General features: G+C 38.9%; 14 protein-coding genes and 1 pseudogene. 9 read left to right on the top strand and 6 right to left on the bottom strand.

Going from position 1 to position 18,652, the window contains the following annotated elements; translation table 11 throughout:
* Positions 1-57 precede the first annotated feature (57 nt).
* From prsT to PGX00_RS08530, 3 genes are all read right to left on the bottom strand, one after another.
* Positions 58-1,974, bottom strand: coding sequence for an XrtA/PEP-CTERM system TPR-repeat protein PrsT (gene prsT / locus PGX00_RS08540; protein WP_272135262.1), 1,917 nt, complete (start codon positions 1,972-1,974; stop codon positions 58-60).
* A 283-nt stretch (positions 1,975-2,257) separates the two neighbouring features.
* A complete protein-coding gene (locus PGX00_RS08535; protein WP_272135261.1) occupies positions 2,258-3,145 on the bottom strand; it encodes a ThiF family adenylyltransferase in 888 nt (295 codons plus the stop codon).
* Positions 3,146-3,212: 67 nt separating this feature from the next.
* The gene (locus PGX00_RS08530; protein ID WP_272135260.1) at positions 3,213-4,112 is read right to left on the bottom strand and encodes an N-acyl amino acid synthase FeeM domain-containing protein; all 900 of its coding nucleotides are present in this window, start codon (positions 4,110-4,112) and stop codon (positions 3,213-3,215) included.
* A gap of 558 nt (positions 4,113-4,670) precedes the next feature.
* Between PGX00_RS08530 and PGX00_RS08525 the strand changes: the two genes are divergently transcribed.
* The 9 genes from PGX00_RS08525 (at position 4,671) to PGX00_RS08485 (ending at position 14,017) form a co-directional block, all read left to right on the top strand.
* Entirely contained in the window at positions 4,671-5,630 is a 960-nt protein-coding gene (locus tag PGX00_RS08525; RefSeq protein WP_272135259.1) for a PEP-CTERM sorting domain-containing protein, read from the top strand.
* Positions 5,631-5,765: 135 nt separating this feature from the next.
* Complete coding sequence (prsK, locus tag PGX00_RS08520; RefSeq protein ID WP_272135258.1) at positions 5,766-7,808, top strand: XrtA/PEP-CTERM system histidine kinase PrsK; 2,043 nt, start codon at positions 5,766-5,768, stop codon at positions 7,806-7,808.
* Positions 7,809-7,884: 76 nt separating this feature from the next.
* Complete coding sequence (locus tag PGX00_RS08515; RefSeq protein ID WP_272135257.1) at positions 7,885-8,088, top strand: hypothetical protein; 204 nt, start codon at positions 7,885-7,887, stop codon at positions 8,086-8,088.
* Positions 8,089-8,096: 8 nt separating this feature from the next.
* Entirely contained in the window at positions 8,097-9,236 is a 1,140-nt protein-coding gene (gene prsR / locus PGX00_RS08510) for a PEP-CTERM-box response regulator transcription factor (protein ID WP_272135256.1), read from the top strand.
* A gap of 77 nt (positions 9,237-9,313) precedes the next feature.
* Entirely contained in the window at positions 9,314-9,574 is a 261-nt protein-coding gene (locus PGX00_RS08505) for a hypothetical protein (RefSeq protein ID WP_272135255.1), read from the top strand.
* Between the two features lie 20 nt (positions 9,575-9,594).
* Positions 9,595-10,068, top strand: coding sequence for a hypothetical protein (locus PGX00_RS08500; RefSeq protein ID WP_272135254.1), 474 nt, complete (start codon positions 9,595-9,597; stop codon positions 10,066-10,068).
* A 296-nt stretch (positions 10,069-10,364) separates the two neighbouring features.
* The gene (locus PGX00_RS08495) at positions 10,365-11,264 is read left to right on the top strand and encodes an HprK-related kinase A (RefSeq protein WP_272135253.1); all 900 of its coding nucleotides are present in this window, start codon (positions 10,365-10,367) and stop codon (positions 11,262-11,264) included.
* A complete protein-coding gene (locus PGX00_RS08490; RefSeq protein ID WP_272135251.1) occupies positions 11,248-12,339 on the top strand; it encodes a nucleotidyltransferase domain-containing protein in 1,092 nt (363 codons plus the stop codon). The genes PGX00_RS08495 and PGX00_RS08490 overlap by 17 nt, the downstream gene beginning before the upstream one ends.
* Before the next feature lie 211 nt (positions 12,340-12,550).
* Positions 12,551-14,017: a polysaccharide lyase domain-containing protein gene (locus PGX00_RS08485; RefSeq protein WP_272135250.1), complete on the top strand. Its 1,467-nt coding sequence runs from the start codon at positions 12,551-12,553 to the stop codon at positions 14,015-14,017.
* Positions 14,018-14,023: 6 nt separating this feature from the next.
* Here the strand turns inward: PGX00_RS08485 and PGX00_RS08480 are convergent.
* The 3 genes and pseudogenes from PGX00_RS08480 to PGX00_RS08470 form a co-directional block, all read right to left on the bottom strand.
* Positions 14,024-15,162: pseudogene (locus tag PGX00_RS08480) on the bottom strand (hypothetical protein).
* A gap of 69 nt (positions 15,163-15,231) precedes the next feature.
* Complete coding sequence (locus tag PGX00_RS08475; protein ID WP_272135249.1) at positions 15,232-16,053, bottom strand: outer membrane lipoprotein-sorting protein; 822 nt, start codon at positions 16,051-16,053, stop codon at positions 15,232-15,234.
* A complete protein-coding gene (locus PGX00_RS08470) occupies positions 16,050-18,383 on the bottom strand; it encodes an efflux RND transporter permease subunit (RefSeq protein ID WP_272135248.1) in 2,334 nt (777 codons plus the stop codon). Before PGX00_RS08470 ends, PGX00_RS08475 begins: the two co-directional genes overlap by 4 nt.
* Between the last annotated feature and the right edge of the window lie 269 nt (positions 18,384-18,652).

Here is an 18,652-nt window from a genome sequence, read left to right as displayed (position 1 = left end):
TATTAGTGAGCTCTTTTATGTGTATATTACGAACATAAGCATATGCACTCGTTGGAGCTAACTCCAGCCACCTAGACCATGCTCTTTCGGCGTCCTGCCATTTTTTTCAAAATAGTAGAAATTGCCTATAAACTTCCATGTTTCACTGTTTTTTTCTGCATCCGGTAAGCTTTCTAGCAAATTTAACGCATAACTTGGCCTATCGCTTAACATTAAAATTTTAGATTTTGTGTGAATAAGGTCGATATTGTCAGGAGATTGCTCTAATTGTGAATCTACCAGCCTTAGAAGTTCCGGTAATTTTTTTACTTCATTTGCAGCTAATAATATAACCTGACTCGCATCTTTATTATGGGGCGATAATTCAAGTGCTTGGAATGCAAGGCTATAAGCTTCTTCCCACTGTTTTAGGTTCGCGTGTGTCTGTGCTAGCGCGACAATAGTATTCAAATTCTGTGGTTCGATAACGAGCGCATCATTATATAATTCTATAGCGCTAATATATTCTCCTTTAGCTTGTAAAATTTGCCCTCGAAGCGTTATAGCGTCAACATCCTTTGGATTTTTTGTCAAAAGCTGATCAGCAACAGTCTCAGCCTCCATATAATATCCATAACGAATATAATACAAAGCAGCCCCTAGCTGAGCTTTACGCATGTCAGATTGATTTTTTATAGCTGATTGCAGATTTTCAATGCCGGTGGAGTCTTTCGAAGATAGCTGTATTAAACCAAGTAAAAGGTCGCTGGTATCACCCCCACTTTCTGACGCTTTTAAAGCAAATTCCAATGCTTCCTCGTCACGTCCCAACATAGACAGCTTCATACTGACGGCAGAAACAAATGAACTGTCACTTTCACTTTCCGTAGGGTAATCATTCATTGTTTCTACGGCTTCATCTAAATAACCAAGCGTAAACTGTGTTGATATAAGCAGCCTTTTTGCAGGGTGATTATCTGAAACCCTAGGAGCTATGCGCTTGAGCAATGTGTATGCCTGTTCGTATAACTTCAGTTCATAAGCACTAAACGCGGCAATTATTTGGGTTGTTAAATCATTAGAGCCACCTTGTAATGCACGATCAGCATGTTCTTTTGCTCCAACAAAATCTTTCTTATCGTATAAGATAGTAGCCTTGAGTTTATTAACAAGAATATGATTGGGCGCTAAAGTAAGCAACTTGTCGACATATTTTTCTGCATCTTCAAAGTTTTTTTCATAAACCAATGAACTCGCAATGAAAATGGAATAATAGATTGCTTCTGGAGAAATTTCATAGGCTTTACGATAACTTTTGGTTGCTTCTGCAAAGTTCTGATTCGCAGTCTCCAGATGTCCTTTAAGCAGCCAGACATCACTGTTATCTGCGGTTGTTTTAAGAACGTTGTTCACTGTTTCTAGAGCGGCATCCACTTCATTACTTATGGCATAAAGCTTAGCTTTGCCTAGTTGAAGATATAAACTGTCATAACTATATTCTTGTGCTAGCTCAAGGGAATACTTTGCATCTTCTATTTGTCCTAATTTAATCTCGGAGGCCGCTTTTAAAGCGAGTAGCTCGGTTTTTGCGTAAGGGTCACTGAGATTTGAACTTTGTACTAATTCAATAACCTGCTCACTTTTACTCTGCGCTGACAGAGTGCGCGCTAACAACGGTAAAACTACATTCTGATCTGCATTGTACTCTAGAGCCCTCGATAGTTCCTTTTCGGCGCTAGCAAAATTACCTATATCAAGATAAATTTCACCTAACATTATACGTGGTTGAGCATTATTGGGAGAGGACTGGATGGCATTTTTTAATTCTATAACTGCGGAATCCAGTTTATTTTCAGTAATGTAATCCTTTGCCTTATCAACATACTCATCGGCATAACTAAGTCCGCTCATCGTTACAACCAAGGTGACCACACTGCTAACGACTGTTTTTTTTAACTTATATGAACAACGAGCTTGTTTAATTCTATTAATCATTTGAATCCCTGCACCAAAAAAGTTATTTATCCAAAAGTAACTACAAATTAGAATAAACTTAAATCGTTAATTGATTAAGTAAATCTTTCTATTTCTTTTCCCATTTATGAGAAAAGGGCCAATTAGTTTGACTCATTAAAATAAAGAAATTTATTTAAGGTTGATTTTTTATTCAATTGAGGTTCAGCGAAGACGATTTAGAAACTTGCAAAAGTGACAATTAAGACCAAATGCAAGTTTTAAATTGCTTTAATAAGCCAGTTTAAGCATCCATCATCTAGACTTACGATTGACTCTCTAATAGATGTTTTTGATCAGCAAATTTACGTGCCGCTAGTAACCGTTTTAAACGTTGAAGAGGACCTTTATTGCCCCACCGTAATTTTCCCTTACGATATATGCATCTATATGTATCAAACTGAGCATAATGAGGTACCGCCATCGCTGGGCGTTTATTTAAAAGAATGATCAATACCTCTGAAGTCAGCATTCCTGAAGCCACGCTACATGCACAAGATAAAGAGGGCCCTGCATGTTCAGATGAATCTACCTTACTGGTATCCATATAACTCCAGTGTGTACCCCAAGGAACCATTCCTACTGTAAAAGCAATAAGTTGATCAAACAACTCCATTTCATCGTTGATATCAAAGTATTCCTCGAATGTCATGCCATCAGGGACAAACACGCTCAATGTACCCGAAAATCCTAGTGGTGCAGCTAGAACAACCGGCTTTCCGTGCTTTCTAGCTGTACGGTGGAGCATCAAGCGTGCCGGCATTGCAAAAAAATCTACTGCATCAACAATAACATCTGCATTGCGAACAAATTCATCAATATTTTCTTGTGTGATACCGTCCGGGAATATATTTATCTCGACACCTGGGTGAATGTCCTTAGCCATCTCGGCCATCACGTCTGCTTTTGGTCTATCAGCAGTAGATGACGTTGCGCCCACCTGCCGGTTAATATTTTTTATGCTAAATTCATCGAAATCAGCAATGTTAAAAGAACCGACCCCCATTCTTACTAAATCAATTAATTGCCTTCCGCCAAGTCCACCACATCCAGCGACCGCAACCCTTGAGCCTCTTAATATTATTTGTTCTTCTTTTGAAACAAGCCCAAGATTACGAGTTACCGCAAGATTATAATACTCATTATTGTCCATAATATTTTTACCATGCCTGTTCGCTGAAAAAATTTGTATCCGAATTTAAAGGGAGCTTGTCTTCAAATTAATAAGGGAAATCATGTCCTATTTCCTGATAAGCACTTCGTAGTATTTGTAAATCTTTCTCTTCTAAATTGTCTTTAAAGTTACTTTTTTTGCTAATGAAATAGTCTAAATCCTGTCCACTAAGCGGGTTTCCTAACGAATCGTTATACGTACCACCAAAGAAAAATCGATGTAAATCCGCATCAAATTCTCGACCCGAATACACTTCTTTAGAGACTAACTTTGCCCGCTCAAGATTAAGCAGATGCCCTTGAGCTTGAACACTTCCTGCGGATTTATACTCAACAAGTTCGCCAAGAGGTTCAAAAAAACAAACTTTTCTATAGAACCTAGAATGACGTTTAGTTACTGTGCAACAAAGATCGGTTACGCCTACTAGGCTGGCATATTGAAACAAAACCTTAAATATATATAAAAATTCTTTGTAGTTTGTATATTCTCGGTTTACTGCAAATCCGACTACTTCAGCAAGTTTCTTTCCTTCGGAGCGTAACCGAGAAATATCATCAGGGCACACCTCTTCGATAGGTAAACCCATTGGCCCGTCAAAAACGATAGTGACAGTACCAATACAAATCCCTTCTTCGTCATATATTTTAGGTTCGTTTATGAGTCCCTTTTTATATTTGGCTACAAAAACTCGAGTGTCTGGCAATAAATTGTATTTGGTTAAACGTAATTTACTATGGTCATCGGCTTCAAAACCTGTTTCTACATAATTATCCCAGACAAGGGAATACGCATTTTCTAACTCTTCCCGTGTAGTTGCTATTTTATACGTCACTGCTAAATCTCTTGGATCATCAACGGCAGAAGAAGCCTTTCGGATCTCTTTCCGTCTCTCATTTGGGCAAGTCATGCCATCAATTCCGGGCGCTTTAGCATGTTCTATAACCATAAATACTCTCTGAACCATTCGAAAAAAGACGATAACAGTGTTATTGGATACTAACTAAACTGAATTTAATTCTTTGCTCTGGTCAAATGTGTATATACGCAAAAACGATTTTGCGTGCTGAGCACCTGAAAACCATCACAAATATTTATATAACAATCCTGAGTCATTGACAGATTTATGTCAATATTTGGTTAATAATAGTATTATTTGGAGCGTGTTAGATAATTTTCGGCTCTATTTGTGTTATCAAAATCGAAAGTGTCAGTTTTTTTTACAATGAGTTTTATTTTATTCAAGGCATTTAAAAAGGTATGTAAGATATTGTTTTTAAACAAATTTGAAATACTGCGCTTTGTTCACTAACAATATATTGGCTACTGTTAACATAATATAACAAGAATTAATGACAGCATTTTTTACACTCTTCTAGTTACACTACATGGACACACTTATTTTCTAGCGTAACCAATTGAATAATAGCTAATTAATATATTGGCATCTAAATTGCTTTATCAGGAAAAGGATAGTGAAATCCTAACCTATAAAGAGGAACATGTGATGAAGAATAAATTACTAAAGACAGCGGCTCTTGCTAGTACCCTGTTATTTGGTGCCAGTGCTAATGCTTTGACCGTCAATTACGACGTGATCGATTTGATGGGTATTAGCGGCGATGCATCTACGGGCGTTAGCACGGCAATCGAACTTGATTATCTAATTTACGGCGGAAATAGCTTTACTACCAATGCTCCAGTAGAAGGCGCATCATTTATAGATATCGGACACATTGAAGCAAACTCAGGTTCACTTAATGGTGTCGGTACTCAGTTATCAACAACTACTTTCGATTTCAGCGCACAAACGTTCACTGAAACAACTTACACGTTATCTGTAACGTTTACAGATTGGGTAGGTACTTATTACGACGTAGTAGACGCTGAGAACTTTTCTGCGACCTTTTCAAGTGGCTCAGTTTCATGGGATTTAACTACATCTGTGACTGTCACTGACCTTACAACAGGAATAACAGGCGCAACAATTTCTACTCCCCTAGATAATGTGTTAGTAATGGATCTGGTTCAGGGTGAAGGTGACATAGATGACGGCTCTGGTGATATTTCAGTAATTTTTGAAGTAGTGAGCGTCCTTCAGGACTTTATTTATGTTGACGTTGATGGCAACGGTACTCTTGAAGAAGATGAAGATTTGGCCGACTTACTAGCCGCGTTAACTACTGAGCAAGAAGGTTTCTACTTAGGTTGGGCTTTTGGTACTAACACGTTAACTGATCAAGATATTACATATGGCGAAGAGCTTATGGCTGTCTTGATTGGCGCTGATCTCGCTACACCAGACGGAAACGGTGGCTATATAATAGACCCTAGCCTTGACGGCTTCATTGCAACTAACGTAGGTGCCGTGCTCTTTGCTTCAGTTCCTGAACCTGGAATGCTAAGCATGATGGGGTTAGCTCTACTCGGCTTTGCAGGTTTCAGTCGTCGCCGCAAAGACAGCTAAGCTTATGAGTTAATATTTGTTAACAAGTTTATAAGCCCCTTCTTTTTAGAAGGGGCTTTTTTATTGACCTACACTATCAATAACATTTGCGATACTATGACTTATAACTGCTTATAAATTAACGAGGTACCTGCGTTGGAAATATTATGGGGAAATAGCGGATATATAATAACGGCAGGTAGCTTTGTTTTTCTTTTTCTACTATTGCTGACAACAAAGAACCATAGTCTACAACGTAATATTCTAATCTGTTCAGCGGTCATTGGTTTTATCTGGGCACTTACTATCTCGCTTCAAGCCACCTATTCCTATTCTAAAGTTCAAATTTTAGGTACAGAAACACTCCGTAACCTTAGCTGGTTTCTACTCTTTATTAGTGCGTTAACGCGAGAAAAAAGCATTTGGAAGATATTTGTCTCTAACGTACGGGTTACTAGCTTAGTAAGCATTTTAGTTTTTATCTCGGTTCTCGAAATTAGCTCACCCTACTTAACATGGTTTAATTTGAGCCATGCTATTGTGATTCATTTAGGCCAATCAGCGATAGGAATGTGGCTTCTCGAGCAATTATTTCGTCGTGCGGACACTGAGTCTAGGTGGGCGTTAAAACCACTATGTCTAGGGTTTGGATTAGCCTATGCCTACGATTTTGCTTTATATGCCGATGCTTCACTCGTTGATCATATTGATTTAGGTTTTTGGTATGCAAGAGGATGGGTCATGCTTCTGACGTTCCCTCTCATACTCCTAACGACTAGACGAGCAAAACAGTGGTCAACTCGAATCTATATCTCTAGAGAGGTTGTCTATCACAGCACATTACTAGCTGCGGCTGGTGCTTATCTTATTGCTATGGCCTTAGCAGGGTATTACATAAAGTACGCCAATGGTAATTGGGGTAGTATGATGCAAAATGTATTTTTTGCTCTCAGCGGACTAATTTTAGCTAGTTTGTTCCTCTCTGACATATTACGACGACACCTTCGCGTACTTATCAGTAAGCACTTCTTCGCCAACAAATACGAATACCGCGAAGAGTGGATGAAATTTGCGGCCATTATGGAAGAAGATGATGTATCACCTTACCAGGTTGCGCTAAACGCGATCATTCGTCCATTTGCCTGCGAACATGGCATGCTCGCCTCTCTTGAAGGAAATAGACTGCAACATCTCGCTTACCATAATATGAGTAACAACTATCCAGACTCTGAAAAAGCATTAATAGAGTTGATTTCTCAGTCTATTGAACAACAATGGATTGTTGATATTGAAAGTATGAAAGCAGGAAAAGGATCGAGCCCGATTCAGTATGATAGTCAGTTCTTATCTAGTATCTCTTCTTTCAGTTATATTATTCCAATTATAGGTAGCAATGGCTTACGGTGTGCCTGTCTAATTTCAACACCTAAATCTACTCATTCACTGAATTGGGAAGACCGCGATCTGATGTGGGCAATAAGCAAACAATTATCCGTTTTTCTAAATTTATACCATACCAATCAAACGTTAGCTGAAAATCAACAGTTTGATACGTTTAATCGTATGTCTGCCTTTCTCGCCCACGATTTGAAAAACGTTCTTGCTCAACTGCAGTTACTTGCTAAAAACGGCCAGCGTCATAAACATAACCCAGAATTCATCGATGATGCCTTTGAGACGATAGACTCGGCTGTTTCTCGTCTTCAGAAAGTTGTTAGTCACCTAAAAAAGAAAGATATTACCGAAGTCAAAGATCAGACGTTCTCTATAGACCAAGCCATTAACAAAGTATGCACTTCATTATCCAATTTCTCCCCTACTCCTTCTTTTGATGCGTACGGGAAAGACGAATTACTACTAACCACTGACAAAGAGCGATTTATTAGTGTCATTTCTCATCTGATTCAAAACGCACAAGAAGCAACACCAACAGATGGTTACGTCAGAATTTCCACTGCGAAAGGTACAGATCACATAACTATTTGTATAGAAGACAACGGTATGGGAATGACCGATGAGTTTATTGAAAGCCGTCTGTTCAAGCCTTTTGATACCACTAAAGGCAATTCTGGGATGGGTATTGGGGCCTATGATGCGAAAAAAATGGTCGAAAATCTCAATGGTTATATCGATGTTCAATCATCTTCGGGTAAAGGGAGTAAATTCATACTATATATTCCACTCCAGTCTCAAATATGAGTTACAGTTGCACCTATACTTATAGAATATCTACATAGTATAATCGTATATTAATCAATCGATAATAGGACATTGTGTGAAGGGAACTCTACTTGTAATCGAAGATGATGTTGGTATACAGAAACAACTCAAGTGGACCTTTTCTGATTACAATGTTGTCACTGCAGGTGATCGAACATCTGCAATTGCAGCTCTTAGACGCTATGAGCCGTGTGTTATCACTCTTGATTTGGGGCTCCCCCAGACGAAGATAACGCAAGCGAAGGACTTGCTACGTTAAAAGAAATATTGCTATTAGCCCCTCGAACCAAAGTGATCGTTATTACAGGTAATGACGAAAAAGAAAACTCATTGAAAGCTATTGAAATGGGCGCTCATGATTTTTACCACAAACCAATAGATGACGAGATTCTTACTGTTATAGTAAACCGCGCTTTTGTCATAGCAAACATTGAACGAGAGAACGAAAGTCTTAAAAATTTCTCTCTAGCGAGCAACGGATTTATTGGAACAAGCCCAGAAATGCAACATGTATGCCGGCTAGTTGAACGCATCGCTCCTACAGATGTGACGACTTTACTATTAGGCGAAAGTGGTACTGGGAAAGAAGTTTTAGCAAGGGCAATTCACAATCAAAGTTCTCGGGCAAACAAACCTTTCATAGCAATTAATTGTGCGTCAATTCCGGAAAACCTACTAGAAAGCGAGCTTTTCGGCTATGAAAAAGGAGCCTTTACAGGAGCAAACAAAACCACTGAAGGTAAGATAGAATTTGCAGGTGGAGGCACACTTTTCCTGGACGAAATTGGTGATATGAGTTATTCGCTACAAGCAAAAATTCTGCGTTTTTTGCAAGAGAAAGTAATAACCCGTGTCGGTGGAAGAAAAGACATTCCTGTCGACATAAGAATCGTATGCGCCACTCATCAAGATCTGCAAAACATGGTAGCAGACAAATCTTTTCGAGAAGATTTGTTTTATCGTATCAGTGAAATAACCATTAATATCCCCCCACTGCGTGAACGGGGAGAAGATATTGTTCTACTTGCTCGAACGTTTCTCCAACTGGACGCTAAACAGATGGGTAAACGAATCACTGGTTTAAGTGACGAAGCTATTGAAGCTCTAATGCAACACTCGTGGCCAGGCAATGTTCGTGAATTACAGAATAAAATCAAGTCCGCCGCTATCATGTGTGACAGTAAACAAATCAACGCTTCTGATTTATCTCTTAAGGTAAATACATCTCAGCTACCTATTGAGTTGAACCTTAAGAAAGTGAGAGAAGATGCGGAAAAATATGCAGTAAGTCGAGCTATTTCACTCTGTAATGGAAATATTTCTAATACAGCTAGTATATTAGGGATAACTCGTCCTACACTCTATTCATTAATGGAAAAATACGCTTTACAGAAAGAATCTGTCTAGTCAATTAAGAGTAAAACGACGTAGCAAATGGGCACTGTTTTCTAGAATGTTACGTTGTAAAATGCTTGGAGGAAATTATGGACAATAACAAAATTCCAACTGAACACGAAGAGCAAGACCAAATAACTGAAAACTCGTCACGTTTCTCCAGACGTAGGTTTTTGCAAACTGGTGTCGCTGCTTCACCTTTGCTTCTATCTGTTAAAAGCCCTATGGCTTGGGGTTGCGGTACAGGTTCCAATGGCAGTGTTAACGCTTATGTGTCCGGAAATGCATCGACAACGGGAAGTTGTACAACCGCGGGGTGTCAACCCCTAAATGGTGGAAGTCAACAATAAGAGCGCACGAACATCATAGTATGTATCCTATTCGACAAGCGTTAAATTGGTCTAATGTAAGGGACAGTACATTATTTAATGACATTTTCTTAGCCAGTTGTTTTAGTTGGCAACGATGTGACAACCGCAGATGGCAATATAAAATTGTCGAAGAGCAATGCAGTAAGCCTTCATTTTATGACTCATTGGATAATTATAGCTTTGGTTCGAAAATAACATTAAGAGTACAAAAGAGAAGAGACCGTACACAGAGGTTTGATGTCAATATTTGTAGTCAGAATCTACATGAAAACTTAACCACTGGTTTTTTAAATAGCATGTTGGCCCCTGATGTCATCCGATCAGACTATTATCCAACGGATATTAAAAATGCGATACAACTAGCCATTCATTACGCAGCGAATCAAATTCAGGCTAACAAGAGTTCAACCCTCTCGACTGCGAGTGCATTAGAATCTTTCTCTAAGAAATTAGAACGATCTTGGAGAACTTAATCAAACGTAATGGATAGTGTTATTCATAGAGACAATTTTAAGTTACATGACTCTTTCACAATAAGAGACTGTACCTTTGTTGATGGTCGGCAGGCTGTAATTTACAGCCCTTTAAACTGTGAAACTATGTTGTGTGATGAATCTGTGATTCGCTTTTTGACTCAACTTGAAGCAAGAGTGGACATTCACGTTGCTATAAATGAGTTTATCACTATTCATCCGACACATGCTGACGAAATGATTAGCAAGTTGAAGGACATGAAAATAATCAAAATTATTAATCAAACGAGTTGAGTGTGCTATCCAAAAGAAAAAATCATGATCTAATCGTAGGTCCTTTTCGCTTTTCTGTCACATCGAACATACGCTCGGTTCATGATTATCTTGAACATCACTATGAGCACAGTATCGCTGAAAAGTCGGATAACTGCTTTACAGATTATCACGTGGCATTAGATCATGGGCCTCGTTATCGACGCTACTACAAACCGCAAGCTAGTTTTAAGTTTAACTATTCTACCCCTTTTAAACCACTCCCTCTAACTCAAGCCCATGCAATGCTAGAGTGGGGGATGAACTGGGTAATATCTAGCCACGCAAATCACTTTTTTATCATCCATGCTGCAGCGCTTGAAAAAGATGGCAAAGGGATAATAATAACGGCAGCATCAGGTTCAGGGAAAAGTACGCTATGTGCCTACCTAGTCTCTCAGGGATGGCGACTGCTTTCCGATGAGCTAGCATTGATATCGCCTAAAACGATGGAAATGCATGGACTCGCTCGACCAATCAATTTGAAAAATCAATCTATTGAGTTAATGAAGCCTTATTACAACTCAAATTGTTTCAGCGAAATTGCATTAGACACACATAAAGGCACTATTTGTTTACTCAAGCCTCCGCAAAGCAGCTGCCTTAATGCACATGTACCCGTCAAACCTAGTCATATTATTTTTGTTAAATATAATGAACACGAGCCTTGTTACGTTGAGCCTGTAGAAAAAAGCCTTGCACTCACTGAAATTATTCGCAATAGTTTCAACTTTAGTTTGTTAAATAAACGCGGGTTTGAATGTGCTCGCAACTTAATTAAACAGACTAACGCATTCTATATTGAATATAATAACTTTGAGGCATGCGAATCTGCCATTCTTAACGTCATGAATAAAAAGGCAACGAGTGATCAAACTAGCTGATGTTTTATGTGAGCCTAGCCTCCTAATAGCACTCCCGTTGAAAGCACAATCAGATATAATTTCTGAGGCTAGATATTTAAATATGTTAGCACAGCTAAAAGCCGTGTTCGAGCAAGCTAATCTATGGGACAGTCTCTCCATTCACTTGAAGCAACATATTGACAGTGCTATACCCGCATTTTCAAAGCAACAGCAACATTTAATGAATGAAGCAACTATGTTTTCTGAAATATTGAGTCCATTGGATATTAAGTGGGTGTATTTAAAAGGTTCCGCTTATCATTTGGCTAAGTTTGAAGAATTTCAAGGCAGACTGATGGCTGACATCGATATTCTCGTTTCTGAAGATGCCCTGTCTCGAGTTGAAAAGGTATTAAAAGAACATGGTTGGGTGCAAACGAAACTCAACGATTACGACGAACGTTTCTATCGCGAAAAGTCACAAGAGATACCGCCTCTTAAACACTGCGAACGACAAACAGAGTTAGACCTCCACTTTAATATCTTACCCAACACAATTAAAGCATCCCCTGATCCTGAAATACTGATGGCTCAGACAATGAGTTTAGACTCTGGCAACTCCAATGCACAGATTCTAACACCTGCTGCAATGGTTATTCACAGCTCTGTCCATCTGTTTTATGAAAGTGAGTTTCACAAAGGCTTACGAGATCTCTACGATTTATTTCTGCTATTTACAAGATTTAGTAAAGATGCGCTGTTTTGGGACGATCTAATTTCGTTACAGCAGACGTTAGGGAATGGCGATTCGCAGTTTTATGCGCTTAGATATTGTCATTTAGTATTTGGTCTAAAGATACCAAAACATGTTCAACAGTTTTATAACCAGTACGAACCTAACAAAGCCAAGTTATTATTATCGGACTTTGCATTTATGCGCATTTTCGTCTGTACATTCCCGCCACACCGACGATTAGGTCACCAAATCGCAGAAAACATATTGTATATACGCGGCCATCTAAAAAGGATGCCGATTCATATGTTGATTCCACATTTGATTACCAAATTTTTTAGACAGTTATCAGAGAATAAAAAAACAACGAAGAGCCAATGATCTAATCTTACGTTTTAGTACCTCTTGTATAAAAAACAATACAAAACAGAAAAGAATCACAATTAAGAATATGTTAATCTTAAACCAAATGCTCTATAGGAACATTTAGATTACGTTATACTCTAAGCGACCAATATTAAATATTGGTCGCTTAAATTCTTTAGGTTTAATATTAATACCGAAGATACAGCGTTGTTAAGGACGATTGCTTATGAATAGGCTAGGGAAAACCGTTCGAAGTTATCTTGTGTTTTGTGGCTTAATCGTCAATATCGCCTTAGGGTACGCCGTATTTAACTTTGGTAAAGCACTAACCACATTCGATTCACTCCCTTCAGTGTTAACCGCTATCGCGGGTCGTCTTAATCACCCTTATTTACAACCTGTTTCTGATATGATGAACTCGGCTAGTCTCTACTTAGATGACTCTGTCTATCACCTTAAACCATTTGCTCGAGAAGACTGGCCGATGGTTGGTCCCAACTTTAGTACAAGTTTCCGAATACCAAAGGACACTATTACAACGGTTACGGTGTCGACATCCGCAGCATTCGTAAAAGCACTAAAAGTTGCTGAGCCGGGGACATCAATCTTGCTTGAAGATGGTGAGTACAGCCTGAAAGGCAAACGGTTTGCTATTAGTAAAAATACACCATCAGCCCTTCACCCTATTACTGTGGCAGCCAAAAACCCCGGTCGAGTAACATTATTAATGAACTCTTCAGAAGGTTTTTATCTCAATCAGCCTCATTGGGGTTTTACTGGCCTGCGATTTATTGGCAGTTGTAAACGTCACTGCGAACATGCTTTTCACATTGTCGCTAAAGCAAGCAACGTCAAAATATCTCACAACGAATTCATCAACTACAATGCTGCTATTAAGGTAAATGGTTTAAATGGATATTACCCAGATTCTGGTTCTGTCACATTCAATCATTTTTACAATCGCAACCCACATAATACCTCTAGTTCAGTCACTCCTATTAACATTGACCACGCTAATCACTGGTATGTATCCAGTAACATTATTCGAGACTTCGTGAAGACAGGAGGAAACCGAGTTAGCTATGGTGCATATATCAAGGGAGGAGCAATCGAGGGAATCATTGAAAATAACCTAGTTGCTTGTAATACCAGTGCCACAGATTACCCTGGCTCTAGAGTCGGGCTATCTATTGGAGGAGGAGGAATGACGAAAAGGCGAGATAACGCTAAATTTGAAGCTAAAAACGTAATAATTCGCAACAATATTATCTTTCATTGTAATGACGTGGGTGTATACGTAAATAAAGGTCAAGAAGCTCTTATCCATAACAATACGCTTTATAATACATCCGGCATTGATGTCCGCTTTCCTCAAACCAACGCACTTGTATTAAACAACTTGTTTAGTGGTAACCTCAGGATAAGAGACAACGCAACCATGGTCGCCGACTACGGTAATATTATCCTATCTCGTGGGTACCTTCGAAACAGCGAACCAATGGGTAATATTTTTAAAGCACCAGAAATTGGTAACTTTTCGATTAAAGAAGATAGTATTGATCTTCATACGGATGCAACCACCTACCCCAATCCGAATAACGATAACGTAACTGATTTTTGCGGAAAAACGTTAGATAAAGATGAGCGATTTGTCGGTGCATTTAGTAACAGCAAAGGGTGTTTTCAACCATAGAACCACTCAAAAATAATATTCTATCGCAAGTTCTACAAAATCATCTTTTCTGACAGAGTATAGTGGGTCGGTCAATGTCTCATTGTTGAATAGCCAAGCATCGAAGGCAAGGCTGATATGGTTTGTTAGTCGGGTGGACGCTTCCAGTTTATACATCTGGACATCAGTATTATCTAAGTCTTGTGTCAACCCGAACAATAGTTCGCTACTATCTTCGTCGTTAAAACCGAACCTAAATCCACCGAATACATCCCGTTGCCCAACTGCAAATGACATTTGACCACGGGTGTCATATAAAAATTCTGATATTAGACCAATATCCCAAACCGAGCCAAAAGCGCCAACCCACGTGTATTCAAAACCAGAGACCACTGCGGTATAGTTTTCTTTGCTGTCTCTATAAATCGCCTCTAGCTTCCACAACCAATCCCCTACAAAACCTTGTACATCGAGCCCTGTATTTTCCATTTGAGCATAATAAGGGACATAATCACCTCCCTGCTTAACAAGATAAGGATCTCTATCCGTCCCTTTAAAATAGCTCAAACCAATATCCCAATCACCTAACATTTTTGAGTACCGCATAGCAAAATCAAGGTGCTTTTGCTCTTGCTTAGACTCATAAACCACATCATCAGAATTAATATCTACACCGGTTCTAAAACGGCCATTTTCACCAGAAAAAGTACGTTCTCTAAAATAGGGCAATATAAAAAATTCACTCACCCCCAATCTTTTATCATTGACAGTTGTAGCATTGGTTGCCCAAGTTTATCCTCCCCGTCTACTGATTCAACCGCATCGGTTTGGTTTATTACATCGACTAAATGTGCTGATTCCGTAACTCCCCAAAATACCTTACCGATACCAAACCGATATTCAAAGTCGTCCCATGCGGTGACATACTGTAGCTCACGAATGTCAGCGTGACTGCGCTGGCTATCCATTGAATCATAACGATAAAAAGGGATAAACGTAACGCTAGCGTTTTCGTTGTCGACAGCCCAGTACCACTCTGGTTGAAGCACTATTGAGGACTGTGCTGTTTGTTGACCTGAAAGACCTTTTTCGAAAAACTGTCTATGCTCTAGATTTGCTTGCCCACTGAACTCTGCATCTAAAACACCATTTGCTGAAGTCGACATACAAAAACCAAAAGACAAAAGGTATATCGTGAAAAACTGAATCCTTATTTTGTTCATTAGATTCCTTAACTACTTAACCCGTTTGAGTGTATTGTGGTTAAACTCTAATTCCTTTAAACCCGTTCTAAATGTAATGTCCTGGGTATTTAAAATTGTACTTTTTCCGGTTTGATGGTTGACCATTTCAAGTTTAAGCGCCCGCCAATATTTCTCTAAGTAGAGTTCGTAATTGGTAAAAGTTAATGTTTTTAGCAATGTCCCTTTTCGATCGAAATACTCGATCTTCATAGGCCTGTATTCGACTTTATCTAACCAGACTAACTGTTTAGTGTATCCAGACTTATTATCTGTAGGGATTTGTTCAATAAGAAATGACGCGATATCGTCGACTGAATCATCTTTAATATAATTGAACTCATATTTTCCAAGTTCAAAAGAACTCAAATCTTCGTATGCAAACTCACTCCCCATAAACGGACCAGATTTATTACGAGAGGAAATTCGTTTAACTCTTTTTAATGCAGGCAAATAGAGCCATTGATCATCTGCGCCTTCAATATGGGAATGACTTAGAAATGCGGTTCCTTTGACGTCTCTCGGCTCGTCAAAGATAGTCAATCCTTTATCTCCGTCGTCTTCCACTTCAAGAGATTTCATTCTCATCAATCGATTACTGGTATCTCCACTTGAATTTTTTAAAATCATTTCGACGGCAGCTGTACTGTCCTGCCAACCGCTTTCTCGTGCTTTACGTTCCTTAGATATCTCTAAACCCCTTGCCGGGTCGCCTACTGCTGCAGTAGATACAAAGCAGAAAACACCTAAAATAACGAAAGCATTCCACTTCACTTTTACGAACCTAAAAGCACTAAAAAAAGGTGATGTACTCATACGGTAATCCTCTTGTTATCGAACAACATTAGTAAGCAAGGGAGGAAGAATAAATCCACCAACAAAGCCAAAAAAATCACAATACTGCACAATTGTCCCATATCAGAATTTATCCTGAAGCTAGACATTGCCAGCACTAAGAAGCCAGAAACCAGTACTACTGTTGTTATCATCAGCGCCTTTCCAACAGTATGGAATGCGTACCGCACTGATTCTTCCGCTGATCTACCCTTTTTTCTAACACTTTGATATTTTGTCAAAAAGTGGACTGCATCGTCTACGACGATCCCCAAGGTAAGTGAAGCTACAACAGATAACCCAAGATTTATTTCACCGGAAATTAATGCCCAAAAACCAAATCCTATTAACGCAGGGACCATATTTGGTATCATACTCAATAAACCTAATTTTAAAGAACGCAGCGCAACCACTAGTAACCCGGAAATGAGTAAAAGACTGATGGGTAGTGATAGTAGCATGCTGCGCATATTAGCTTCTCCAATGTGTGCGAACATAACAAATGGGCTAGAAGCAGATACCTTGTATGAAGAATCAGAAGGCGTATATTTAGTGAACCACTGGTAGATACGATTTTCCAAATTCACAAGTTCATCACTGCCCAGGTTATCTATTGTCACTTGTAATTTCAACGCCGACTTATCGATGTTAATTTGGTTATTTAAATCTAGGCCATAGGGAAGAGACATTTCATACATCAACAAATATTGAGCGGCAAGTTCTCGATTTTCCGGTAATCTGTAATATGCATTATCATCACCATGCATATTTTTATTTAAGCGTTTGAAAGTATCTGTCATCGAAGCAACATGATGAACTTCAGGCTGTAACCTAAGCCATCCCGTAAACGCCTCATTGACGGCCAAAAACTCGTTTGCAACGATACCTTGTTCTTCGCCTGTATCGATTGCAATACTGATTGTCCCCATACCACTTATATGCTCTTTCATAAAATCAGCTGCTTGACGAAACTCACTGGATTTATGGAAATACTTAACTGAATCGTCGCTAATTTTATTCTGCGGTATTAAGGCTATAGAGCTAAGAACAATAATAATAAATACTGGTAATAGTACAACTCTCTTAGTAATAACGAAGTCCGCTAATCGGTCCATCAGTAATGGTTTACCCTTATCATTTTTAGAGCTTTCAATCGTGAATGGAAACAATTGCAGAAGAGCAGGAAAGAGGGAAAGAGCCAAAACACACGCGATCATCACACCGAGGCTGGCTAAGCTTCCGAAATTTCTTAGCACTGGCGAATCTGACATGTTCATCATCAAGAAACCAAGCGAAGTCGTTACGGATGTAATTATTACTGGAAGAGCATTCACTTTCAGGCTCATAATGATAGCTTGCGATTTCTCTTTGCCTTCCAACATATGGTGCCTCATCGTCGCGACAATATGAACACAATCAGCGACTGCTAATGTTAGCACTAACGTAGGAATATTGACGGTCGCGATATTCATGTACATACCAAACCAACCAGATAACCCCAATGTTGCTAACACTGAAGTTATAATTACCAGCAGAGTGGCAAGCACAGTGAAAAAAGATTGCAGCATCAATGTTAAAAAGACCAAAACAACAAGCAACATAAGAGGAACTAAAGTCATCATGTCCTGTTGAGCTGCTGCCATAAGCGCGTGATTCAACTCTACAACACCCGCTTTGTAAAATGTCACTCCCGGATACTGGTTTTGGTAAGTTTTAATTATTTCAGTAACAAAGTCATGAACTTCAACTACCTCTGCAGTTTTGTCTATTTCAGGTAATTGCACGGTAATATTAATAACAGCTACGTCACCAATTGTTGAAACGATGGAACTTAAAGTAGCAGGTTCACTCAATGCGATATGTTTTACCTTATTTATTTCTTTGGGACTAAAAGCGAATTCATCATGCACAAGATCCTGAACCAAAAGATCATCTTCAATAGCTTCCGTATGCTGATAATTGGCTAAGGAGTCGACACGGCTCGAATAAGGCGTTTGCCAAGCGTCATCTGTAAAGTCTCGAATAAGCTTCAGCGTTTTTGCTGTAAAAACGTTTCCATCATCAGGGCTGATAACTACTGCCAAACTATCCGTTTTAGCAAATCTCGCCTGAATATCTTCAAACACCATCAACTGAGGATTGGTCTTGTCGAAAAAAATATTATAATCACCTCTAAATGTGAGGTTTTTAGCTCCAATGCTTGCAAAGAGAATCAAAACTAAGCACGTAATCAACGTTAACCACGGCGAATTAACAGAGTACTTTAGCCATTGACTTACTTGAGAACGGTTGTTTTCAGCCCTATCATTCATTTAATAGTCCAAATATACGGTTGAGTTATTTTAGCTTCTTCTCACTGGAGGTTTAGCCTTTCAATATACATTGATTGACGCGATAAAATACCACCTAATTATAGGTGCAGTATATTAATAATAAAGGATAGATGCTGCATTTAATTTTTAAGCAGGGTATGCAATCTTAACATTTTAGGTAGATGAACTCTCTTTTTTAGGTGGCCGTAAATGGTATATAAAATGTAACAGGGCTTAAAGGTTACAAAGAACCCGACAGACCATTGATA

The organism is Vibrio algarum, from assembly GCF_028204155.1.
Taxonomy (GTDB): domain Bacteria; phylum Pseudomonadota; class Gammaproteobacteria; order Enterobacterales; family Vibrionaceae; genus Vibrio; species Vibrio algarum.
The sequence above is the reverse complement of the archived record's forward strand: the minus strand, read 5'-3'. Positions and strand labels throughout refer to the sequence as shown.